19 protein-coding genes are annotated in these 22,935 nt (G+C 74.8%); 12 read left to right on the top strand and 7 right to left on the bottom strand.

The window, feature by feature from the left end:
- The first annotated feature begins 141 nt into the window (after positions 1–141).
- The 5 genes from EV190_RS04630 (at position 142) to EV190_RS04610 (ending at position 6,065) form a co-directional block, all read left to right on the top strand.
- Positions 142–2,166: a beta-galactosidase gene (locus EV190_RS04630; protein WP_133740206.1), complete on the top strand. Its 2,025-nt coding sequence runs from the start codon at positions 142–144 to the stop codon at positions 2,164–2,166.
- Positions 2,166–2,948, top strand: coding sequence for a DeoR/GlpR family DNA-binding transcription regulator (locus tag EV190_RS04625; protein WP_133740205.1), 783 nt, complete (start codon positions 2,166–2,168; stop codon positions 2,946–2,948). Before EV190_RS04630 ends, EV190_RS04625 begins: the two co-directional genes overlap by 1 nt.
- A gap of 41 nt (positions 2,949–2,989) precedes the next feature.
- The gene (galT, locus tag EV190_RS04620) at positions 2,990–4,111 is read left to right on the top strand and encodes a galactose-1-phosphate uridylyltransferase (protein WP_133740454.1); all 1,122 of its coding nucleotides are present in this window, start codon (positions 2,990–2,992) and stop codon (positions 4,109–4,111) included.
- Positions 4,108–5,262, top strand: a complete 1,155-nt coding sequence (galK, locus tag EV190_RS04615) for a galactokinase (protein WP_133740204.1) — start codon at positions 4,108–4,110, stop codon at positions 5,260–5,262. The genes galT and galK overlap by 4 nt, the downstream gene beginning before the upstream one ends.
- Positions 5,263–5,366: 104 nt before the next feature.
- On the top strand, positions 5,367–6,065 hold the full coding sequence (locus EV190_RS04610) for a GAF and ANTAR domain-containing protein (RefSeq protein WP_208113041.1): 699 nt from the start codon (positions 5,367–5,369) through the stop codon (positions 6,063–6,065).
- Here EV190_RS04610 and EV190_RS04605 read toward each other — a convergent pair.
- Complete coding sequence (locus EV190_RS04605; RefSeq protein WP_133740203.1) at positions 6,031–7,389, bottom strand: PP2C family protein-serine/threonine phosphatase; 1,359 nt, start codon at positions 7,387–7,389, stop codon at positions 6,031–6,033. The genes EV190_RS04610 and EV190_RS04605 overlap by 35 nt on opposite strands.
- 191 nt (positions 7,390–7,580) lie before the next feature.
- On the bottom strand, positions 7,581–9,881 hold the full coding sequence (locus EV190_RS04600) for a glycoside hydrolase family 3 C-terminal domain-containing protein (protein WP_133740202.1): 2,301 nt from the start codon (positions 9,879–9,881) through the stop codon (positions 7,581–7,583).
- 224 nt (positions 9,882–10,105) lie between these two features.
- Here EV190_RS04600 and EV190_RS04595 point away from each other — a divergent pair, with 224 nt between their 5' ends.
- Complete coding sequence (locus tag EV190_RS04595) at positions 10,106–10,708, top strand: TetR/AcrR family transcriptional regulator (RefSeq protein WP_133740201.1); 603 nt, start codon at positions 10,106–10,108, stop codon at positions 10,706–10,708.
- Between the two features lie 27 nt (positions 10,709–10,735).
- On the opposite strand, the gene EV190_RS04590 is transcribed toward EV190_RS04595, so the two are convergent.
- Entirely contained in the window at positions 10,736–11,755 is a 1,020-nt protein-coding gene (locus EV190_RS04590; protein WP_133740200.1) for a hypothetical protein, read from the bottom strand.
- Positions 11,752–11,979: a hypothetical protein gene (locus EV190_RS04585; RefSeq protein WP_133740199.1), complete on the bottom strand. Its 228-nt coding sequence runs from the start codon at positions 11,977–11,979 to the stop codon at positions 11,752–11,754. Before EV190_RS04585 ends, EV190_RS04590 begins: the two co-directional genes overlap by 4 nt.
- Positions 11,980–12,159: 180 nt before the next feature.
- Here EV190_RS04585 and EV190_RS04580 point away from each other — a divergent pair, with 180 nt between their 5' ends.
- From EV190_RS04580 to EV190_RS04570, 3 genes are all read left to right on the top strand, one after another.
- Positions 12,160–13,305: a sensor histidine kinase gene (locus tag EV190_RS04580; RefSeq protein ID WP_133740198.1), complete on the top strand. Its 1,146-nt coding sequence runs from the start codon at positions 12,160–12,162 to the stop codon at positions 13,303–13,305.
- A complete protein-coding gene (locus EV190_RS04575; RefSeq protein WP_243742351.1) occupies positions 13,302–13,994 on the top strand; it encodes a response regulator transcription factor in 693 nt (230 codons plus the stop codon). Before EV190_RS04580 ends, EV190_RS04575 begins: the two co-directional genes overlap by 4 nt.
- A gap of 74 nt (positions 13,995–14,068) precedes the next feature.
- Positions 14,069–14,665 carry a DUF4291 domain-containing protein gene (locus EV190_RS04570; protein WP_133740197.1) on the top strand — a complete coding sequence of 199 codons (597 nt, stop codon included), beginning with the start codon at positions 14,069–14,071 and terminating at the stop codon, positions 14,663–14,665.
- 104 nt (positions 14,666–14,769) lie between these two features.
- Here the strand turns inward: EV190_RS04570 and EV190_RS04565 are convergent, their stop codons facing one another.
- The 3 genes from EV190_RS04565 to EV190_RS04555 form a co-directional block, all read right to left on the bottom strand.
- On the bottom strand, positions 14,770–15,261 hold the full coding sequence (locus EV190_RS04565) for a DUF421 domain-containing protein (protein ID WP_133740196.1): 492 nt from the start codon (positions 15,259–15,261) through the stop codon (positions 14,770–14,772).
- 198 nt (positions 15,262–15,459) lie between these two features.
- Positions 15,460–16,776: an alpha-amylase family protein gene (locus EV190_RS04560; protein ID WP_133740195.1), complete on the bottom strand. Its 1,317-nt coding sequence runs from the start codon at positions 16,774–16,776 to the stop codon at positions 15,460–15,462.
- Between the two features lie 115 nt (positions 16,777–16,891).
- Positions 16,892–19,189: an ATP-binding cassette domain-containing protein gene (locus EV190_RS04555; RefSeq protein WP_133740194.1), complete on the bottom strand. Its 2,298-nt coding sequence runs from the start codon at positions 19,187–19,189 to the stop codon at positions 16,892–16,894.
- A 74-nt stretch (positions 19,190–19,263) separates the two neighbouring features.
- Here EV190_RS04555 and EV190_RS04550 point away from each other — a divergent pair, with 74 nt between their 5' ends.
- From EV190_RS04550 to EV190_RS04535, 3 genes are all read left to right on the top strand, one after another.
- Positions 19,264–20,094 (top strand): TetR/AcrR family transcriptional regulator, encoded by an 831-nt coding sequence (locus tag EV190_RS04550; protein WP_133740193.1) that lies wholly within the window; start codon positions 19,264–19,266, stop codon positions 20,092–20,094.
- 502 nt (positions 20,095–20,596) lie between these two features.
- The gene (locus tag EV190_RS23650) at positions 20,597–20,872 is read left to right on the top strand and encodes a hypothetical protein (RefSeq protein ID WP_243742350.1); all 276 of its coding nucleotides are present in this window, start codon (positions 20,597–20,599) and stop codon (positions 20,870–20,872) included.
- A gap of 587 nt (positions 20,873–21,459) precedes the next feature.
- Complete coding sequence (locus EV190_RS04535; RefSeq protein ID WP_133740192.1) at positions 21,460–22,668, top strand: cytochrome P450; 1,209 nt, start codon at positions 21,460–21,462, stop codon at positions 22,666–22,668.
- The last annotated feature ends 267 nt before the right edge of the window (positions 22,669–22,935 follow it).

Genomic DNA, 22,935 nt, shown 5'->3' with positions numbered 1-22,935 from the left:
CGGCCGCCTGCCCGCCACCGTCGCCACCGCCGCGACCTCGGCCGCCGGACCGGACCGGCGCGCGGCGTGGACCGGCGGGACCCCGCCAGGGCGATGTTGGTAAATGTTGACTTCTGTTCGAAGTCCGGGCAGGCTTGCGCCATGACACGATGGCCACGGGAAGTGACCGGCATCGCCCTTGGAGGGGACTACAACCCCGAGCAGTGGTCCGAGGAGGTCTGGGCCGAGGACGCCGCGCTGATGGCGCGGGCGGGGGTCGGCCTGGTCACCGTCGGGGTCTTCGCGTGGGCCCGCCTGGAGCCGCGCCCCGGGGAGTACGACCTCGGCTGGCTGGACCGGGTGCTGGACCTGCTGCACGACCACGGCGTCCGCGTCGACCTGGCCACGGCCACCGCGGCGGCGCCGCCGTGGCTGACGCGCCTGCACCCCGAGGCGCTGCCCGTCGACGAACGGGGCACCCGGTACGCGATCGGCAGCCGGCAGACCTGGTGCCCCAGCTCCACCGCCTACCGCGAGCGCTCCCTCGCCCTCGTGGAGACCCTCGCGACCCGCTACGCCGACCACCCCGCGCTGGCGATGTGGCACGTCTCCAACGAGCTGGGGTGCCACAACTCGCGCTGCTACTGCGACGCCACGGCCGCGCACTTCCGGCGCTGGCTCGCGGCGCGCTACGGGGACGTCGAGGCGCTCAACGAGTCCTGGGGCACCGCCTTCTGGAGCCAGCGCTACGACGACTGGGACGAGGTCGTGGTCCCGTCGGCGAGCACCGCGCAGTCCAACCCGGGGCAGCTGCTCGACTTCGCCCGCTTCTCCTCGGACGCCCTGCTGGAGCAGTACACCGCCGAGGCCGCCGTCCTCCGGCGGATCACCCCCGACGTCCCGGTGACCACCAACTTCATGGTCAACACCGGCACACGCGACATGGACTACGCGCGCTGGGCCGCCGAGCAGGACCTGGTCTCCACCGACCACTACGTCGACGGCAGGGTCGCCGACCCGCCGGCCGAGCTGTCCTTCTCCGCGTCCCTGACCCGCGGCGTCGCCCGCCGGCGGCCGTGGCTGCTGATGGAGCACTCCACCAGCGCCGTCAACTGGCAGCCGGTCAACTACGCCAAGGTGCCCGGCGAGATGCTGCGGACCTCCCTGTCGCACGTCGCCCACGGCGCCGACGGCGTGCTCTTCTTCCAGTGGCGGGCCTCGCGCGCGGGCGCCGAGCGCTTCCACTCCGCGCTGGTCCCCCACGCGGGCACCGGGAGCGTCGAGCGGCCCACCCGCCGCTGGGCCGAGGTGCTCGAACTGGGCCGGGTGCTCGGCGAGATCGCGGAGGTGCGGGGCAGCACCGTCGACGCCGACGTCGCCGTGCTCTTCGACTGGCACTCGTGGTGGGCGGTGGACACCCACTCCGTGCCCAGCGGGGAGCTGCGGTACCTGGACGCCCCGCGCGACGTGCACCGGGCGCTGCGCGCCGACGGCGTGGTCGCCGACGTCGTCCCGCCCGACGCCGACCTGTCCCGCTACCGGGTGGTCGTCGTGCCGACGCTGCACCTGTGCGACGACGACCTCGCCCCGGCCCTGCGGCGGGCCGCCGAGGCGGGGGCGCACGTCGTCGTCACCTACTTCTCCGGCGTCGCGGATCCGCGCGGCCACGTCAGGCTCGGCGGCTACCCCGGCGCCTTCCGCGACCTGCTCGGCGTGAGCGCCCAGGAGTTCTTCCCGCTCGCCCCCGGCCAGCGGGTCCGCCTCGACGACGGCTCCACCGGCACCGTCTGGACCGAGGACCTGGACGCCGACGACGCGGAGGTCCTGGCCCGCTACACCGACGGGCCGCTGCCCGGCACGCCCGCCGTCACCCGGCGTGCCGTCGGCCGGGGCGCCGCCTGGTACGTCGCCACCCGGCTGGGCGGCTCCTCCTGGCGCGCCCTGCTGGGACGGGTGCGCGCCGAGGCGGGCGTCCACCCGACCGCGCCGCTGCGGGGCGGCGAGGGCGAGGTCGAGCTGGTCCGGCGGCGCGCCGACGGCGGCGGCTCCTGGCTGTTCGCGCTCAACCACGGGCGCGCCCCGGCGCGGGTGCGCGCGCGGGGCCGCGACCTGGTCTCGGGGTCGGACGTCGACGGCGATCTCGTGCTCCCCGCCGGAGGGTCGGCCGTGGTGAGAGAGGAGCCCTGATGCTCGCGCAGCAACGGCGGGAGCGGATCCTGGAGGAGGTCCGCCGACACGGCGGCGCCCGCGTGTCCGACCTGGTCGACGCGCTCGGCGTGTCGGACATGACGGTCCGGCGCGACATCGCCGACCTCGCCCGTAAAGGGCTCGTGCACCGCGTGCACGGCGGGGTCGCGGCGACCGGCGGGCGCAGCACCGACGAGCCGGGCTTCCTCGCCAAGTCCGCGCTGCAGACCGAGCAGAAGGCGGCGATCGCGCGCGAGGCCGTCCCGCTGGTCTCGCCCGGCGACTCGGTCGCCCTGTCCGCGGGCACCACGACGCTGGCCCTGGCCCGCGAGCTCCTCGCCGTCGCGGACCTGACGGTGGTCACCAACTCGCTCCCGGTGGCCGACCTGCTGCACCAGTCGGGGCGGCGGGACCTCACCGTCGTCCTCACCGGCGGCGTCCGGACCCCGTCCGACGCGCTCGTGGGCCCGGTCGCCCTGGGCGCCCTGACGAACCTGCACGTCGACTGGCTGTTCCTGGGGGTGCACGGGATCGACGAGCAGGCCGGGCTGACCACCCCGAACCTGCTGGAGGCGGCCACGAACCAGGCCATGGTGGCCAGCGCCCGGTCCGCCGTGGTCCTCGCGGACAGCACGAAGTGGGGGGTGGTGGGGTTGAGCACGATCGTCCACCTCGACCAGGTCGACGTCCTGGTCAGCGACGACGGCCTGTCGGCGGACGCCCGGCGGCTGCTGCGCCAGCGGGTGGGACGGCTGGTCCTGGCCGAGGACGGTGCGCGGTGAGCGCCCCCCCGAGGGGGGTGTCCAGGGCGGTCCCCGGTTCGGTGCGCCGGACGGCGACCCGCCTGGCCGACGGCCGGGAGCTGCTGTACTTCGACGACTCCGAGCCCTACGTCTCGGGCGGCGCGACGCGCGAGCTGGTGGACCGCCGGGACCTGGCCCCGGTCCGGCGCTCCACGCGGATGCGCCGGGACCCGCTGACCGGGGACTGGGTGGCGATCGCCGCGCACCGGATGACGCGCACGCACCTGCCCCCGGCCGACCTGTGCCCGCTGTGTCCGAGCGGCACGGGCCGCGAGCCGGGCGAGGTCCCGGCCGACGACTACGACGTCGCCGTCTTCGAGAACCGCTTCCCGTCCTTCTCGGGGGAACCCGGGGAGGCCGACCCCGTGGACGGGGACCCGCTGTGGCCGCAGCGGGCGGCGGCGGGACGCTGCGAGGTCGTCTGCTTCACCGCCGAGCACTCCTCGGCGTTCGCCGACCTCGGACCGCGCCGCGCCCGCACCGTCGTCGAGGCGTGGGCCGACCGCACCGCCGAGCTGTCCGCCCTGCCGGGGGTGGAGCAGGTGTTCTGCTTCGAGAACCGCGGCGAGGAGATCGGCGTGACCCTGCACCACCCGCACGGGCAGGTCTACGCCTACCCGTTCGTCACCCCGCGCACCGAGGCGCTGCTGCGCCGGGCCGCCGCCCACCGCGCCGCCACCGGCGGCAACCTGCTGCGGGACGTGCTCGACGCCGAGCGCGCCGCGGGCAGCCGGATGGTCCTGTCCGGGCAGGCGTGGTCGGCGTACGTGCCCGCGGCCGCGCGCTGGCCGGTGGAGGTGCACCTGGCGCCGCACCGCGACGTGGCCGACCTCGCCGAACTCGACGACGCCGAGCGCGACGAACTGGCCCACGTCTACCTCGACCTGCTGCGCCGCATGGACCGCTTCTTCGACGGCGTCGAGCGCCTGCCCTACATCGCGGGCTGGCACCAGGCGCCGGTGCGCCGCGACCGCGCCCTGGGCCGCCTCCACCTCCAGCTGTTCTCGGTGCTGCGCGCCCCGGGGAAGCTGAAGTACCTGGCGGGCTCGGAGTCGGGCATGGCCGCCTGGGTGAACGACACCGCCCCCGAGGCGGTCGCCGCGCGGCTGCGCGAGGTGGCGGAACAGGGGACGGCGGGATGAGCGCCGCGGTGGACCCGGCGGCGCTGCTGCGCGAGCGGTTCGGGGTCGAGCCGGACGGCGTGTGGGCGGCGCCCGGGCGGGTGAACCTGGTCGGCGAGCACACCGACTACAACGCCGGGCTGTGCCTGCCGACAGCGCTGCCGATGCGGACCCGCGCGGCGGTCCGGCGGCGCGGCGACGACGTGCTGCGACTGGTGTCGGCGCAGGAGGAGCACCCGTGGACCGGGCGCGTCGGCGACATCGCCCCCGGCGGGGTCGGCGGCTGGGCCGCCTACGTCGCCGGTGTCGTCTGGGCGCTGCGCGGGCAGGGCGCCGACCTGGCCGGGCTCGACGTGGCGGTCGACTCCGACGTCCCCGTGGGGGCGGGCCTGTCCTCCTCCGCGGCCCTGGAGTGCTCCGTCGCCCTCGCCGCCGCCGAACTGGCCGGGCTGCCCACCGACGACGAGGGCCGCGCCCGGCTCGCGGCGGCCTGCGTGCGCGCCGAGAACGAGGTCGCCGGAGCCCCCACCGGCGGCATGGACCAGGCCGCCTCACTGCGCTGCCGCGCCGACCACGCCCTGCTGCTGGACTGCCGCGACGGCTCGGTCGAGCACGTGCCGCTCGACCTCGCGGCGGCGGGTCTCACCCTGCTGGTCATCGACACCCGCGCGCCGCACCGGCTCGTCGACGGCCAGTACGCCGCCCGGCGCGCCGCCTGCGAGCGGGCGGCCGCCGTCCTCGGCGTGTCGTCGCTGCGCGAGGTCGACGACCTCGACGCCGCCCTGGGCCTGCTGCCCGGGGACGGGCTGCGGCGCGTCGTCCGGCACGTCGTCACCGAGATCGGCCGCGTCCGCGACGTCGCGGCGCTGCTGCGCGCGGGCCGCGCCGCCGACGCCGGCCCGCTGCTCGACGCCTCCCACGCCTCGCTGCGCGACGACTACGAGGTCTCGTGCCCCGAACTCGACACCGCCGTGTCCGCGGCCCTCTCGGCGGGCGCCCTCGGCGCCCGGATGACCGGCGGCGGGTTCGGCGGCTCCGCGATCGCGCTGGTCCGCTCCGGGGACGCGGACGGGGTCGGGGCGGCCGTGCGCGCGGCCTTCGCCCGCAGCGGCTTCGCCGCTCCGGCCGTACTCACCGCTTCCCCGTCCGAAGGCGCGGTCCGCGTCCTCTGACGGCCGCTCCCCGCGCCCGTGGACTGACGGAACCCCTTCGGGGTAGGGGAATGGGCCCCGGGTCGCGGATGCCCGGGGACGCGATCCGTGCGAGGAGTGGTTCCGTGAGTGACGTCCGACCCGAAGAGCTCACGAAGGTGTTCGCCGAGGTCGCCAGAGGGCTGATCGCCCACGAGGCGCTGCCGAACGTCCTCGACGCGATCGTCCGGCTGGCGGTGGAGACGGTCGACGGCTGCGAGGAGGCGGGCGTCCTGGTGCTGGACCGGCGGCGCGACTTCGAGACCCCTTCGGCGTCGGGCGACCTGGTCAGGGAGTCGGACCGGGCTCAGTTCGAGTGCGACGAGGGGCCGTGCCTGGACGCCGCCCGGAACGAGAGCAGCTTCCTGGTCCCGGACATGGCCGCGGAGACCCGCTGGCCGCGCTACCGGCCGAGGGCGGTGGCGCTGGGGGTCGCGAGCATGATGGGCTTCGAGCTGTTCGCCCACGACGGGGTCTTCGGCGCGCTGGACCTGTACTCGCGCGAGCCGCGCGCCTTCGACGAGCGCGCGCGGGAGATCGGCTGGGTCTTCGCCTCGCACGCGTCCGTGGCGATCGCCGCCGCCCAGCGGGCCGAGACCCTGCGCGCCGGCTACGCCACCCGCCAGGAGATCGGCGCGGCGGTGGGAATCCTGATGGAGCGGTACCGGATCACCGGCGAGCAGGCCTTCGAGGTGCTCAAGCGGGCGTCCATGGAGTCCAACGTCAAACTCCGCGAGGTGGCGCGCCGGCTCACCGAGACCGGCGAGGTACCGACCGGGCGCTGACCGGCGGCCCGCTCTGGCCGGTCGCGCCCGGGTCCGCCTGAGGGACGCGCAGGGCGAGCAGGACGACGTCGTCCTCGGGGACGGTGGGCATGCCCGCCAGGATGCCGTCGCAGAAGGCGTCGACGGGTTCCCTCGCCAGCAGCGCCGCCTGCTGGCGCAGCCGGGCCATCCCCCGGTCGAGCAGCTCGCCGCGGCGCTCGACCAGGCCGTCGGTGTAGAGCAGCAGCGTGGAGAGCGGCGGCAGCGCCTCCCTGGCGTCGCGGCGCTGGTAGGAGGCGTCGAATCCGAGCAGGACGCCGTGCCCCTCGGTGAGGTAGCGGGTCTTGCCCTCATGGGTGACGAGCAGCGGCGCCGGGTGGCCCGCGTTGCACCAGCGCCAGTGCCACGGGCCGCCGACCGGCCCTTCGACGCGCCCGTAGACGGCGGTGGCCGTGCGCTCGTCGGACAGGTACTGGAAGAGGCCGTCGAGACGCCGCATCACCCCGCTGGGCGGTTCCACGTTGTCCCACGCCAGCGCCCGCAGCATGTTCTGCAGTTTCGACATCTGCACCGCGGCCGCCAGGTCGTGCCCGCTGACGTCTCCGACGGCCAGCGCGGTGACGCCGTCGGGCAGCACGAACGCGTCGTACCAGTCCCCGCCCACCTCTGCCCCGACCTGGGCGGCGGTGTAGCGGGCCGCCAGCTTCAGGTGGTCCACGGCGGGCAGCACGGGGAGCAGCGCGCGTTGGAAGTCCTGGGCGGCGTCGCGCTGGGCGGCGTAGAGCCGGGCGTTGTCCAGGGCGAGCCCCGCCCGGCGCGCCACGTCCTCGACCAGGGCCAGGTCGTCCTTTGTCAGCGGGTGCTCGGGGTCGGTGCGCACCAGGCTCAGAACCCCCAGGACGCGCTGCCGCACGTGCAGGGGGGCCAGGATCTCGGTGCGCGCGCCCAGGGCGTCGGTCAGCTCCCTGTGCGCGCGCTCCAGCGGGGTGGCGGCGGCGGCGAACTCCTCCACCAGCAGCGGCCCCTCCCCCGCCAGCACGCGCTCCACGGGGCTCTTCGAGAGCGGATCGGGGTCGGGCAGCGCTCTCTCGGCTTCGGGGGGCAGCACCGTGTCGGAGTCGCGGTGCACCAGCGCGGCGCGGTACAGGCCGTCTTCCAGCAGGTCGACCTCGCACCAGTCGGCCAGCTGCGGCACCAGCAGCCGGGCGAGCCGCCGCGGCACGTCGTCACCGTCCAGGCTGCTGCCCAGGACGGTGCTCACCTCGGCCAGCAGGATCAGCCGCGACAGCGCCTGCTCGAGTACCCCGTCCAGTCCGTTCCCGGTGTCACCGGCGTCCTGGGACATACCCGACCACCCCCTAGTCCGGTGCCCGCTCCGCGCGTTTCCACCTTTCACTGTTGACGGCCGTGGGCGCAAGAGGCTCGCCGAACCGCTGGTCACCGGCCGCTCCCCGGTCCCGGACGGCCTCGATCACGCCGTAGTCGGCGAGGAGCCGCCCCTTGCCCCGGGCGGGGGCCGGGGGCGGCGGTCCGCGGTCAGGAACGCGCGGCGTCGGCCTCGGCGGCCCAGTCCTCCAGCTGCCGCTCGGTGACGGGGGATCCGGGGAAGCGCGAGAACCGGTCGAGGGGGATCGAGCGGAACATCCGGCCGTGCTGGGGGTCATCGAGCATCCCCGCCATGGGGCCCACCCCCAGGGCCTCGCGCAGGCGCGGCCCGGCCGTGGGGTGGTCGAGCCAGGTCCCGACCTCGGAGGCGGGGGTCAGCGGCGCCCTGACGTCCTCGCCGGACAGCTCGACGGTGGCCGAGAGCCGTATGTCGCGCGAGGACGCGCCGACACGCAGCTCGAAGAGGCCGCCCTCGACGGCCCAGCGGCGCAGCGGCGTGTGCCAGTAGGCGAAGGCCCGGGCGTCCAGGACCAGGACCACGCGCGTGCTCTCGCCCGGCTGGAGGTCGACCCTGGCGAACGCCTTGAGCTCCTGCTCGGGGCGGTGGACCGACGCCTGCGGGTCGGCCACGTAGACCTGGGCGGTCTCCTTCCCGGCCCGCGATCCGGTGTTGGCGACCGTGAACGCGATCTCGACCCGGGGCTCGGCCCCGTCGTCCAGCACGGTGGCCCGCGGGTCGGAGTAGGCGAAGGTCGTGTACGAGAGCCCGTGCCCGAACGGGTAGGCGACGTCGAGTCCGCGCGCGTCATACCACCGGTAGCCGACGAGCAGGCCCTCGCCGTAGCGGACCGTTCCGTGCTCGCCGGGGAAAGCGCCGATCGTCGGGTTGTCCCGGTACCGCACCGGCACCGTCTCCGCCAGCTTGCCCGAGGGGTTCACCCGGCCCAGCAGCACGTCCGCGATGGCGCTGCCGCCCGCCTGGCCGAGCAGCCATCCCTCGACGACGGCCCTGGCGCGGGATTGCCACGGTTCGAGCGTGACCACCGAACCGTTCGACAGCACGACGACGGTGTTCGGGTTGGCCTCGGCGACCGCGGCCAGGAGTTCGACCTGCTGGGCGGGCAGGTCCATGTGGGGCCGGTCGTAGCCCTCCGACTCGTAGGAGGGCGGCAGGCCCAGGAACACGACGGCGACCTCGGCCGCGCGGGCGTGCTCGACGGCCTCGGCCACCAGCGCCGGGTCGGCCGCCTCGGAGTCGACGGCGTAACCGGCGGCGAAGGTGACGTCGCGGGCGCCGCCCAGGGCCTCCCGCAGGCACGTGAGCGCGTCGTCCAGGCGGGTGGGGACCACCTGGGAGCTTCCGGCCCCCTGGTAGCGGGGGGTCCGCGCGAACTCGCCGATGACGGCCACCGCGCCGCCCGACGCGGGGTCGAGGGGGAGGACGCCCCCCTCGTTCTTGAGCAGCACCACGCTGGCGGCGGCCGCCTCGCGGGCGAGCGCGTGGTGCCCGTCCGCGTCGAAGGCGTGGCCGGGCTCCAGGGCGGCCCGGCCGCGGTCGACGAGCCGCAGCACGCGCCCGACCGCGCGGTCGACGTCCTCTTCGCTCAGCTCGCCGGCCGCGAGGGCGTCGAGGACGGCGCGGGTCCCGGAGCCGCCGGACGAGGGCATCTCCAGGTCCAGGCCCGCGCCCACGGCGTCGGCGCGCCGGTTGACCGCCCCCCAGTCGGACACGACGAGGCCGTCGTACCCCCAGTCGCCGCGCAGCACGTCGGTGAGCAGCCAGGGGTCCTCCGAGGCGTACACCCCGTTGACGCGGTTGTAGGAGCACATGACCGTCCACGGGCGCGCGCCGGTGACCACGCGCTCGAACGCCGGGAGGTAGATCTCGCGCAGAGTCCGCTCGTCGACCTCGGCCGAGACGGACATGCGCCCGGTCTCCTGGTTGTTCACGGCGAAGTGCTTGAGCGACGTGCCGACGCCCTGGCTCTGCACGCCGCGGACGAACGCCGCGCCCAGCTCCCCCGCCAGGACCGGGTCCTCGGAGTAGTACTCGAAGTTGCGGCCGCACAGCGGGGTCCTCTTCATGTTGACCCCGGGCCCCAGCAGCACGGAGACCCGCTCCGCGCGGCACTCGCGGCCGAGGGCCGCCCCGACCCTGGTCATGAGGTCGACGTCCCAGGACGAGGCGATCCCGGCCGCCGGCGGGAAGCAGGTCGCCGGGACGCTGTCGCCGAGGCCGAGGTGGTCGCCTTGGGCGGGCTGCTTGCGCAGGCCGTGCGGCCCGTCGGTGACCATGACCGCCGGGATGCCCAGGCGCTCGACGGGCTGGGTGTGCCAGAAGTCCGAGCCGTCCAGGAGCCCGGCCTTCTCCTCCAGGGTCAGCTCCTGGAGGAGGGCCGGGACGTCGAACCCGTCCTCGGGCGCGGTGCCGGATGCTGCGGTGGTCGCCATGGGCTCTCTCCGATGCTCTGCCGTGGGGCCTCCGGCCGCGCGTCCGGCCGACGGTCTCCTCCGGGGTCGCAGACGTGGCGGGGCCCTCTCCCCGGGCCTGCGGAGGTGACGTGGTTCACCATACAACAGAAAACCTGCCAGGTGGAAGGTTTCCCCTTTTGCCGTTCCGCCCCTCGGCGCTACGCTGCCGTGCACGGACCGGACCCGGCCGGGGAAAGGGAGCGATGGCGGACGATCGGCGACAACGGGGCTACGCCAAGGGGCGCGCCAAGCGCGAGCAGATCCTGGACGAGGCCATCGCCCTCTTCGGGGAGGTCGGCTACCGGTCCGCGTCGCTGCGCGAGATCGCGCAGCGGTGCGGGATCACGCACGCCGGCCTGCAGCACCACTTCCCCACCAAGGAGTCGCTGCTGCTGGAGGTCCTCAAGCGCCGCGACGAGGTCGACGCCGCCCGCAGCGGCCTGGGGAGCGTCACGGGGGTGGAGCTGCTGCGCCGCCTGGTCGAGCTCACCCTCCGCAACACCGAGCAGCCCGGGATCGTCGAGCTCTACTGCGTCCTGTCGTCCGAGGCCACCGCCCCGGGCCACCCGGCGCACGGGTTCTTCGCCGACCGCTACACGCGCACGACCTCCCTGATCGAGGAGGCGTTCGCGGAGACCGCCAGAAGCGGCGCGCTGCGCGCCGGGGTCGACCCGCGCGTCGCGTCCCAGGGCGTCGTGGCCCTCATGGACGGCCTCCAGGTGCAGTGGCTCCTGAACCGGGCGTCCGTGGACATGGCCGCCGTCCTGCGCGCCCACATCGGCGAGCACCTCACCGTCGACTTCTGAGGCCGGCCCGGTCGGCCCCGCCCCGTCTCAGCGCCCGGCGTCCCCGGCCGGGCGGGCGCGCCGCGTCGCCCACACGCCCAGCAGCACCGAACCCGCGAAGAACACGGTGTTGTGCGCGTACTTGGCGAGCGGTTCGACGTCGCCCAGCGGGACGGCGAGGAACCCGATGACGGAGTGGGCCACCAGGGCCCCCGCCGCGAGCGCCGCGACGTGGCGGCCTCCCCAGCGCGCGGACCGCGCGAGACGGCCGACGGCCGCGGCCGCGAGCACGAGCAGGGCGAGCCCGGCGGCGGTGCCCGCCCTGCTCTCCGGCACGAGGTTGAACGCGACCGCCGCGGCCAGCGCCGCCACGCCCACGGCGAGGGGCCGGGGCACCGCGGCGTCCCGGAGCGGGGGGCGGCGGCGGCCCGCGGTGAGGGCCAGGACCACCAGGGCCGCGGCGGTGGCGAGCGCCCCGCAGACCTGGGCGGCCGAGGCGTGGTCGGCCTCGGTCGCGAGGTGGTCGGACAGGATCAACGCGGCCGACGCCAGGTACAGCGCCACCGCTCCCGCGAGCCCCGGCAGACGCAGCCACGGCCGCCCGGAGGCGTCGGGGCCCAGCGACTCCACCAGCGCGATCGGGACGCAGAAGCTCCAGACGACATGGCCGACGACGAAGACCATGGCCAGGTAGACGCTGAACCCCAGCGGTTCGACGAACGTCGGCAGGAGCATCTCGTCCCAGTACTCGATCCGCCGGTACGACTCGCTGAACAGCGACTGGTCCACCACCCCCGCCTGGACGACCCCGAACGCCGCCGCGAGGGCGAGGACCCCCGGCCAGCGCACCCCCAGGCGCCGGGCCGCCTCGCGGATCAGCAGGGCGGGCGCCCCGTACAGCGGGGCGAGGAGCAGCAGGCCGCCCAGGAGCGCCAGCGGGTCGCCGGTGCTGCTGTCGTAGCCGGTGGCGTACTCGGCGCTCAGCGGGGCCAGGACCAGGAGTCCCGCGGCGAGGGGCCAGCGGACCCGGCGGCGCGGACGCGGCGGACTCCCCTCGGCCTCCGTCACGGCTCCGTCCTCTCCGCGGCGACGACCACGGCCACCCCGATGGCCGACAGGACCAGGTTCGCGAAGACCTCGTAGCCGGTCAGGAAGTCGACGCGGGGGATGACGACCCGGTTGAAGAAGTTGAGGAAGACGCCCATGACGGGCTGCACGGCGAGGTGGTCGACGACCCCGCTGATCCCCGACAGGACCAGGTAGGCCCCGAGGAACTGGATGGCTTTGCGCATGCCCCGAACGCTAGGCCTCCGTCGCCCCCGCGCGGATCGGCCGTCGGGACCGCCCCTCCCGACCGGGGTCCCGCCGTTCGGCCCCCGCGTCCGACCGAGGTATCGACCTCCCCGACTTCGGTATGGACCGGCGCCCGCACCGGCCCCGACCTTCGTCCCGGGCCGTAGGCTCTCGGCACGATGAACGAGCAGAAGACCCCGCCGAGGCCCCGGCGCAGCCCCCGCGACTGGGCCGTGGACTCCGCCCTGTTCCTGGCCGCCGCGGGCTTCGGCCTGGTGCTCGCCGCCACGCGCCTCGAGACGCACCCCCTGCCCCCGCCGTGGCTGTTCACCCTCGACCAGGCCACCGGGGCGCTGGGCTGCGCCGCGCTGTGGCTGCGCCGCCGCCGGCCGACCGAGACCGCCGTGGCCCTGGTCGCCGTGTCCGCGTTCTCCGAGATGGTCGCGGGCGCGATGCTGGTGGGCCTGTTCACGGTGGCGGTGCACCGGCCGCCGCGGACCACGGCGGCCGTCTTCGGGCTGAGCCTGCTCTCCGCGAGCTGCTACGTGGTGCTGCGCCCCGAACCCGACGCGGGCCCCGTCCTCCTGCTGCTGTTCGGCTCCGCGCTCCAGGGCGCCGCGGTCGGCTGGGGCCTGTTCGTCCACCACCGGCGCCGGCTCGCGCTGTCGCTGCTCGGCCGGGCCGAGTCCGAGGCCCGCCTTCGCGCCGAGCGGGCCCGGAACCAGGTCCGGGAGGAGATCGCCCGGGAGATCCACGACGTGCTCGGCCACCGGTTGTCGTTGCTGAGCGTGCACGCGGGCGCGCTGGAGTACCGTCCCGACGCGCCGCCCGAGGACGTCGCCCGCGCGGCCGGGGTGATCCGGGAGAACGCGCACCGGGCGCTGCAGGACCTGCGCGAGGTCCTGGGTGTCCTGCGCGCCCCGGTCGGCGAGCTGCCCCAGCCCACCCTCGCCGACGTCCGGCGGCTCACCGAGGAGTCGGAGCGGGCCGGGACGCGGGTGGAGCTGGAGGAGGATGTCACCGGGACCGTCCCGGACCGGGTGGGCCGCACCGCCTACCGGATCGTCCAGGAGGGCCTGACCAACGCCCGCAAGCACGCCCCCGGGGCCCCGGTGCGCGTCCGCGTCGCGGGGGAGGCGGGCCGGGGGCTGACCGTCGAGGTACGCAACACCGCCCCCGCCGCCGCGCCCGCCCCCGACGCGCGGTTCGGCCAGGGCCTGGTGGGCCTGGCCGAGCGCGTCGCCCTGGCCGAGGGGCGCCTGGAGCACGGCCCCACCCCGTCGGGTGGCTGGCGGCTGGCGGCCTGGCTAGCGTGGTCGCCGTGACCGAACCCGGAACCCCCGCGCCCGAGACCGTCCGCGTGCTCGTCGCCGACGACGACCCGCTGGTGCGCGTCGGCCTGGCGATGATGCTGGGCGGCGCCCCCGACATCCGCGTCGTCGCCGAGGCGGGCGACGGCTCCGAGGTCCCGTCCCTCGTCGACCGGCACGCCCCCGACGTGGTGCTGATGGACATCCGGATGCCGTCGGTGGACGGGCTGGCCGCGACCGAGGCCCTGCGCGCCCGCCGGGGCGCGCCCGAGGTCGTCGTCCTGACCACCTTCGACGCCGACGAGCACGTCTTGCGCGCCCTGCGCGCCGGCGCCGCCGGGTTCCTGCTCAAGGACACCCCGCCCGAGGAGATCGTGACCGCGGTGCGCCGGGTGGCCCGGGGCCACCCGGTCCTGTCCCCGGCGGTGACCCGCCGCCTCATCGACCGCGTCGCCCGCTCCGGCCACGACCTGCGCCGCTCCCGGGCCCGGGAGCGCCTGGCGCTGCTGAACGGCCGCGAACGCGAGGTCGCCGTCGCGGTCGGCCAGGGCAGGTCCAACGCCGACATCGGGGCCGTGCTCCACCTCGGCGTCCCCACGGTCAAGACGCACGTCTCCGGCATCCTCGCCAAGCTCGACCTCAACAACCGCGTCCAGATCGCGCTGCTGGTCCACGACGCGGGCCTCCTCGACGACCGGGAGTGACGGCGGCCCCGCCCGCCGCCCCGGGCCCGAAAACCGGTGGCCGTCCCCCGACCGCCTCCCCCATCCTGGTCCCCATGGAAGAGCCCGAGCGCCGGATCCGCGCGCTCCACACCGAGTCCACCGTCACCGTCTACCAGGCGTACTCTCCGGGCATCGGCCTCCCCGCGGCCCGCGACGGCCGCTTCCCGGCCTCCTGGCGGCGGAACCGGATGACGTGGGTCAAGCCGTCGTTCCTGTGGATGATGCACCGCTGCGACTGGGGCGCCGCGCGGGACCAGGAGACCGTCCTGGCCGTCGAGATCACCCGCGCGGGGTTCGAGTGGGCGCTGCGCCGCGCGTGCCTCTCGCACTACGAGCGCGGCGCCCACCCGGACCGGGCCGCCTGGAAGGACCGGCTGGAACGCTCCCCGGCCCGCGTCCAGTGGGACCCCGAACGCGACCTGCGGCTGCGTCCGCTGCCGTACCGCTCCCTCCAGCTCGGCCTGTCGGGCGAGGCCGCGCACCGGTACGCCGACGAGTGGATCGTCTCCGTCACCGACCGGACCCCGCTGGCGCGCGAGGTCCGCGCCCTGGTGCGCGGCGGCGACCTGGCCGCCGCCGCCCGCCTCCTCCCCGAGGAGCGCCCCTACCCGGCCCCCGATGACGCCCTCGCCCACCTGCTGCCCCGGTGACCGGCTCGCGGTCGCCGCACGGGTCCCGCCGGTGGTCCTGACGCCGACGTCCCACGCGTCGGATCCGTGGTCCGGGCGGTCGCGTGGTCGACGGTCCGGGCGGGTCAGGTGCGCGTGCCCTCCCCGGGGATGATGCTGACCATCCCGTTGGGCTCCAGGTAGGCGCGGGCGACCGAGGCGGGGTCGGAGATGCCGTGCAGCCGCAGCTGGGAGAGCACCTCCTGCTCCGACATGAACTCGCGCCGCATCACCCGGCGGTTGAGTCGCCCGTCCCGGATGAGCGGCCGCGGCCGGGCCTTGACGACGCGGGCGAAACCCGGCCAGCAGTAGGCGGCCGCGTCGAGCGCGACGCTCCAGAAGAGCATGGTGACCGTCAGCACCAGACCGTCGGCGACCGTGTTGGAGTCGCCGGTCATGCCTGCTCCGGCCGCGTCGGTGACCAGCACGACCACGAGCAGGTCCGTGATCCCGAGGCCCCCGGCCTCCCGCTGGCCGACGAGTCGGAGCAGCAGCATCAACGACAGGAAGGTGATACTTCCGCGCACGACGAGTTCCAGTGTCGGCGCGCTTGGCAGCAGGATCGCGTTCCAGTCCATCGGATGTCCTCACCAGCGAGATTCGCGCCCGGCGCGGGGTTCCGCACGCTACCGCCGTGCCCAGAACCCGCTTCGCCGTTCGCGCGGCCATGGTTCCTCCTCCGCCAGTGTCGCCCCGGGGCCCGCCATCGGCGGGAGCAACACGAGGGAAGCCGCGACGGCCTGCCGCGCGGTTTCTCCTGCCGTGGACCCGCGGAATCAGTCCGGGGACAGGACGGTCCAGCCGTGGCCGGGGACCTCGCGCGGGTCCGCGGCGGCCGGGCCCCCGCCGCGCACCGCGACCGGCGGCAGCGGGCCGTCCAGGGGGAACCGGACCGGGGCGTCGTCCAGGTTCAGCAGCACCATCACCGGCCCGGCGGGGCCGTCGGCGGCGCAGCGCAGCGCCATGGCGCGGTTGTCCAGGTGGAGGACCTCGGTGCGGGCGCGCACCAGCCAGGGGTTGCGCCGGCGCATCCCGATGAGGTCGCGGTGCGTCCGGAACACCTCGGCGCCCCAGGGGGCCAGTTCGCCGGGTCCGGCCGGGAAGGCGGGCCGCACGTCGTCGTCGCCGCCCTCGCGCTCCTCCTTGACCCCCCGGTAGGCCTGCTCGTCGCCGTAGTAGACGGCGGGGACCCCGGCCACGGAGAACAGCACGGCCAGCACGTGGCCGATGTGGCGGGTGTCGGTGAGGGCGCTGGCCAGCCGCGTCACGTCGTGGTTCCCGGCGAAGGTCAGAGGGGTGAACGCCTCGGTGAAGGCGTTGTGCCGCTTGAGGGCCCAGGCCAGCTCGAACAGGTTGGCGTCCTCGACCGAGCCGCGCAGCGCCTTCCACAGCTCGTACTGGGTGAGCGAGTCCAGGGTGCTGTCCGCGGCGTAGCCAGCGTAGTCGCCGTGGATGACCTCGCCGACGAACCACGCGTCGGGGTGGCGGGCCCGGACCCGGGGCAGCACCGAGCGCCAGAAGCGCGGCGGCACCGCGTAGGCGGCGTCCAGCCGCCAGCCCGAGGCGCCGCGGTCCAGCCAGTGCCCCATGACGTCGGCGACGTGGTCGCCGACCCCGGGCTCCGCGTGGTCGAGCAGCGGCAGCGCGTGGTGGCCCTCGAAGACCTCGTAGTCGGCGGGGCCGCCTCCGGGCACGTGCCGGAACCAGCGGGCCGCCTCGGAGCCGGGACCCCGCTCCACGGCCTCGGCGAACCGGGGGAAGGCGCGGCCCACGTGGTTGAACACCCCGTCCAGCAGGACGCGCAGGCCCCGGCTCCGGGCCGCGGCGACCAGCCGGTCGAAGTCCGCGCCGGTGCCCAGGCGCGGATCGACGCGGTAGTGGTCGACGGTGTCGTATCCGTGCGTGGAGGAGGCGAACACCGGCCCCAGGGCCAGTCCCGAGCAGCCCAGCTCCACGGCGTAGTCCAGCCACGGCTCCAGCGCCCCCAGCCGGGGGACCGGAGGCTCCCCCGGCGCGGGGGCGCTTCCGGGCGCCCCGGTGAACCCCAGAGGGTACACGTGCCACCACACCGCGTGGTCGACCCAGCCCGTCATCGCGCCCCCGCCTCGCCGATGTGTCTCGTCGGGCCGAGTCTAACCGCGCGCCCCTCGGCGGCCTCGGCGCCGCCGCTCCCCGGCCTCCGGACCGGGGAGCGGGCGCCGTCCGGGGTCAGCGCGGGCCGGACTCCTTGAGGTAGGCGCGCAGGTGCTCGGCGGTGAGCGAGCCCCCCTGGGAGACGAGGTCGGCGGGGGTTCCGGTGAACACGACCCGGCCGCCGTCCTGGCCCGCGCCCGGGCCGAGGTCGATGAGCCAGTCGGCGTGCGCCATCACGGCCTGGTGGTGCTCGATGACGACGACCGTGTTGCCGTCGTCGATGAGCTTGTCCAGCAGGGCCAGGAGCTGGTCCACGTCGGCGAGGTGCAGGCCGGTGGTCGGCTCGTCCAGCACGTAGGTCGTGGCCTTCTCCGCCATGCGGATGGCCAGCTTGAGCCGCTGCCGCTCGCCCCCCGACAGGGTGGTGAGGGGCTGCCCCAGTCCCAGGTAGCCCAGGCCCACGTCGGAGAGCCGCCCCAGGATCGCCTTGGCCTGCCCGGAGGTGAAGAAGTCGCGGGCCTCGGCCACCGACATGGCGAGGACCTCGCTGATGTCCTTGCCGCGCAGCGTGTGGGTGAGCACCTCGGACGTGAACCGCCTGCCCTCGCACTGCTCGCAGACCGACGCCACCCCGGCCATCATGGCCAGGTCCGTGTAGACCAGGCCGATGCCCTTGCAGTTCGGGCAGGCGCCTTCGGAGTTCGCGCTGAACAGGGCGGCCTTGACCCCGTTGGCCTTGGCGAAGGCGGTGCGGATCGGGTCCAGCAGCCCGGTGTAGGTGGCCGGGTTGCTGCGGCGGGACCCCCGGATCGCGGACTGGTCGACCACGACCACGCCCTCCCGGCCGGGGAGCGAGCCGTGGATCAGCGAGCTCTTGCCCGACCCGGCGACGCCGGTGACCACGGTCAGCACGCCGAGCGGGATGTCGACGCTCACGTCCTTGAGGTTGTGCAGGTTGGCGCCGGTGATCGACAGGTGCCCGCGCGGCTCGCGCACCCGCTCGCGCAGCCGGGCCCGGTGGTCCAGGTGGCGCCCGGTCAGCGAGTCGGAGGCCCGCAGCCCGGCCACGTCGCCGGTGAAGCACACCCGTCCTCCGGCCGGGCCCGCCCCCGGCCCCAGGTCGACCACGTGGTCGGCGATCTCGATCGTCTCGGGCTTGTGCTCGACGACCAGGACCGTGTTCCCCTTGTCGCGCAGGCGCAGCAGCAGGCCGTTCATCCGCTGGATGTCGTGCGGGTGCAGCCCGACCGTGGGCTCGTCGAAGACGTAGGTGATGTCGGTCAGGCTGGAGCCGAGGTGCCGGATCATCTTCACCCGCTGGGCCTCGCCCCCCGACAGGGTGCCGGACTCGCGGTCCAGGCTCAGGTATCCCAGGCCGATCTCCACCAGCGAGTCCAGGGTGTTGCGCAGGGATGCCAGCAGCGGCCCCACCGACGCGTCCTCGATGCCCCGGACGAACCCGGCCAGGTCGCTGATCTGCATGGCCGAGCACTCCGCGATGTTGCGGCCGTTGATCCTGGAGGCCAGCGCGGCGGGGTTGAGCCTGCCGCCGCCGCACGCCCCGCAGCGGGTGAACACCACGGCCCGGTCCACGAACTCCCGGACGTGGGACTGCATCGACTCCCGGTCCTTGGAGAGGTAGAGCCGCCGCACCTTCACCACGAGCCCTTCGTAGGTGACGTTGGTGGTGCCGATCTTGACCTTGGTGGCGGGCTTGTGGAGGAAGTCCTCCCACTGCCGGGGGGTGTAGTCCTTCAGCTTGGCGTCGGGGTCAACCAGCCCGGACAGGGCCAGGCTCTGCCAGTACCACGAGTCCACGGCGAAGCCCGGGACGGTGATCGCCCCTTCCTTGAGGGAGCGCTCGACGTCCACGAGCTGGCCGACGTCGATGTCCGAGACCCTGCCAAGCCCTTCGCACGCGGGGCACATGCCCTCGACGCTGTTGAAGCTGAACGCGGTCGACGTGCCGACGTGCGGGGTGCCGAGCCTGCTGAAGATGATCCGCAGCATCGTGTGGGCGTCGGTCGCCGTGCCGACCGTGGACCGGGAGTTCGCGCCCATCCGCTCCTGGTCCACGACGATCGCCGCGCTCAGGTTGCGCAGCGCGTCGACGTCGGGGCGGCCCAGGCTCGGCATGAACGACTGGACGAAGGCCGTGTAGGTCTCGTTGATCAGGCGCTGCGACTCCGCCGCGATGGTGCCGAAGACGAGGGAGGACTTCCCCGAACCCGAGACACCGGTGAAGACGGTGAGCCTGCGCTTGGGGATGTCCAGTGAGACATCGGCCAGGTTGTTCTCCCTGGCGCCGCGGACCTCGATGACGTCGTGGCTGTCCGCGGGGGAGCGTCGGCCGCTGGGGGGCAGGGGGTCCATGCCGCCTCTCCTGATTTCTTTAAGGTATAAAGTGATAGCTCGGACAAGTTACTTTATGTCACAAGGAGTTGCAAGTGGCCGTCTTCGCCGGACAGGGCGACGCACGCCGTTCGATGGCCCTGCTGTGGCGCGCGCCGGAGGCCGGCGGGGCGCGGACCGGCCCGGGACCCAAACCCGGACTGAGCGTGGACGCGATCGTGGACGCGGCGATCGCCGTCGCCGACGAGGAGGGGATGGCCGCGCTGTCCATGCGGGCGGTGGGCGAGCGGCTCGGACGCACCGGCATGGCCCTCTACACCTACGTCCAGAGCAAGAGCGAGCTGGTCGACCTGATGTACGACCAGGCCCTCGCGGAACTGCCCGCCGACTACGACCCGGACGCGGACTGGCGGGCCGCGGCGTCGTCCTGGGCCGCGGACCTCTGGGCGTTCTACCTGCGGCACCCGTGGCTGCTCCAGGTGTCGCAGGCGCGGTCGGTGCTGGGACCCAACGAGTACGTCATGCTCGACACCGCGGTGCGCGTCCTGCGCCCGACCGGCCTGGAGGCCCGGATGCTGCGGCGCGCCGTCGGGACCCTGCTGCACTTCGTACGCGGCACCGCGAGCACGATCGCGGAGACGTGGCAGGCCCCGAAAGCGACCGGGGTGTCGGAGGAGGAGTGGTGGTACACCCGCTCGGCCCTGCTGACGGAGGTCGCCCCCGACTTCGCCGAGCGGTTTCCGGCGGTGGCCTGGCTCGAGGCCCGGGGAGGGTTCCGAAACGAGGACGAGACCACGCCGTACCTGGAGCAGGAGGCCCGGGAGACCTTCGAGGCCGGGCTCGTCCTTCTGCTGGACGGGCTCGAGGCCGCCGCGAACCGCGCCGCACCGGCGCCGGGGGCCGGTCGCCTCCCCCGCCTCCCCTGACGCCGCCCCCGGGTCGGAGGGGTGCACTTCCAACCACTATATGTAATCATATGGCTACCGTAAGGAGCGACAATCGGGGGAAATCATGTGTCGTCTCACCAGAGCCGCCTTCGCCGGGGTCTTCGCAACGGCCCTCGCGGTCAGCGGAACCAGCACCGTCGCGGCGGCCGAACAGCCCGAGCCGGTGACCCTTCCCGGCTGCGCGGTGGTCTTCGCGCCCAAGGCGGGCAGCCAAGAAGGGGCGGAGTGCCTGCAACGCATTGACGAGAGCGCCTCGGAGCGTTCCCAGGGGCGCGGTCCGGACGGGTGCGGCTACGGCCACGGGGGTGGCCACGGGGATGGCTACGGCCACGGGGGCGGCCACGGACACGGGGGCGGCCACGGCTGCGATGACGGCCACGGGGACGGTCACGGACACGGACATGGTCACGGGGACGGCCACGGACACGGGGACGGCTACGGACACGGACACGGTCACGGGGACGGCCACGAAACCCGTTACGTGGTGGTGACGGAGCACGGCCCCTGGGGTTCGCGGGCGCAGCGCCGCGGCTGGGAGCTCTACTTCGTCGAGCCCGGCCTCTACTACGTTCCCGCCCGGTTCAACGACGAGGCGAGCGCGTGGGGCTCATTCGGCTTCTGCGGGTTCTTCCACGCCCACGACCCCGGCACACGGCCCTCGGCGTTCTTCCCGAAGAACAGGGCCGGCAACTTCCCCTACAGGGGTGTCGGCAACGACGAGCTGTCCGGCGTGAGCGTCTTCAGGCACTGCTCATAGGGGATCGGCGGAACGAGCGCCCCGGGCTGTCGGCCCGGGACCGCGCCCGGGGCGGGCGGCTCACGACCCCCGCCCCGGGCTGCGGCCCGGCCCGACGGCCCAGCCCCGCGGCGACATGCCGACGCGGGCCCGCACGACCTCCGAAAAGGCCGCTACCGGCCTTTTCGGAGGTCGTGCGGGATTCCCTGGTCCTCACCGACCGGCGACGGCCGGGAAGGACCACCCGGCCGAATCGTTGGACGTCTCCGGCCGGGACACCAGGGGATCCGCCCGGCCGCCCCAGCCCGACCCGACCTCCGAGAAGCCCGGCGAGGCATCGTGTTCGTCTTCTTCAGCAGCCGTCTCGGCTGCTTCCTGTCGATCCTGGTCTCGGTCGCGTTGACCGCCCTTCTCCTGCTGCTTCTCAGCTCCTTCGGCTGACCCGCCCGAGGCCCTCTCCCGACGGGACCGCCGCCGTGCCCGCCAGGACAGACGCCCCGCCGCTCCTCCCGATACCTTGGGCTGGCAGCGACACCCCACCCTGCCCCGGGCCTCTCCGTCACCGGGAGAGCGCGCCCCGGCGCCCGGCACCGAACAGGACACCCCCCATGACCTCGGACAGCGCCGCCCCCCTCTTCCCCTTTCCCGACGAGCAGCCGCTGACCCCCTCCGCCCGGCTGGCCGCGTTCCGCCGGTCCGCGTCCCCCGTCCGCGTCCGACTGCCGTTCGGCGGCGGCGCCTGGCTGGTGACCCGGCACGAGGACGCCCGGCTGGTGCTGTCCAGCCCGCGGTTCGGCCGCGACGCCGAACGCGCCGGGATCGCCCCGGACGGCGTCCCCCGGATGACACCGGTCGACCCGGTCGGCGCGAACATCGCCGCGCTGGACCCGCCCGACCACACCCGGGTGCGCGGCCTGGTCGCCCGGGTGTTCACCCCCAGGCGGGTGGAGGCGCTGCGCCCCCGGATCCAAGGCATCGCCGAGGAGCTGGTCGAGGAGATGGCCGCGGCCGGCTCCCCGGCCGACCTGGTCGACCGCCTGGCGCTGCCGCTGCCCGTCGAGGTGATCTGCGAACTGCTGGGCGTGCCGTCGGCGGACCGGCCCCGGTTCCGGTCCTGGACCGACACCCTGGTCGACACCTCCGGCCGGTCCCCCGAGGCGATCGGACGCGCGCTGGCCGACGTAGACGACTACCTGCTCGGCCTGGCCGTCCAGCGCGCCGGGAACCCCACCGACGACCTGATCGGCGCGCTGGCCCGGGTCCGCGGCCCGGAGGGCGGGCTCGCGGTGGCCGACCTGCGGGCGCTGCTGCGGCCCCTGCTCATCGCGGGCCACGACACGACCGCGAGCCAGATCGCCAACTTCACCTACCTGCTGCTGCGCGGCGGCGACTACCCGCGGCTCGCCGCCGATCCGGGGCTGGTCCCCGGAGCGGTCGAGGAGCTCCTGCGCTACGTGCCGCTGCTGTCCATCGGCTCGTTCCCCCGCTTCGCTCTCGCCGACACCGACGTCGGCGGGGTGACGGTCCGCGCCGGGGAGTCCGTGATCGTCGAGCTGTCCGCCGCCAACCGCGACCCGGACGTCTTCGAGGACCCCGACACCCTGGACATCGGACGCGGGCACAACCCGCACATCGGCTTCGGCCACGGCGCCCACCACTGCGTCGGCGCCGCGCTGGCCCGGACGCAGCTGCGGGCCGCCCTGGAGGCCCTGGCGCGGCGCCTGCCGGGACTCGCCCTGGCCGGACCGCCGCACCGGGTGCGGTGGCGCGAGGAGACCTTCGTCCGAGGCCCCCGCGAACTCCCCGTCCGCTGGTGAGAGCCGCGGACCGTCCACCCCCGCCGAAGCCCTCAGCGCCGCCCTCGTCGCGACAGCCACTTGACAACAAGGGCTGCGGTCGCCGGGTGCGCCCGACGACGCCTTCGACGACGAGGGGCGAGGTCGGACAGCCGCAGGTCGGGGCCGGATCGAGTGTCGGGGGCCGCCCCGGCCGGCCGGCCGGTCGGGGCGGTTGCGCATCTGCTGGCCACCGCTCATCGAGGAGGGCCGGGACCCGTCCTCGATGAGCGGCAGCCCGGCCGACAG

The organism is Actinorugispora endophytica (assembly GCF_004363075.1).
Lineage (GTDB): Bacteria > Actinomycetota > Actinomycetes > Streptosporangiales > Streptosporangiaceae > Actinorugispora > Actinorugispora endophytica.
The sequence above is the reverse complement of the archived record's forward strand: the minus strand, read 5'-3'. Positions and strand labels throughout refer to the sequence as shown.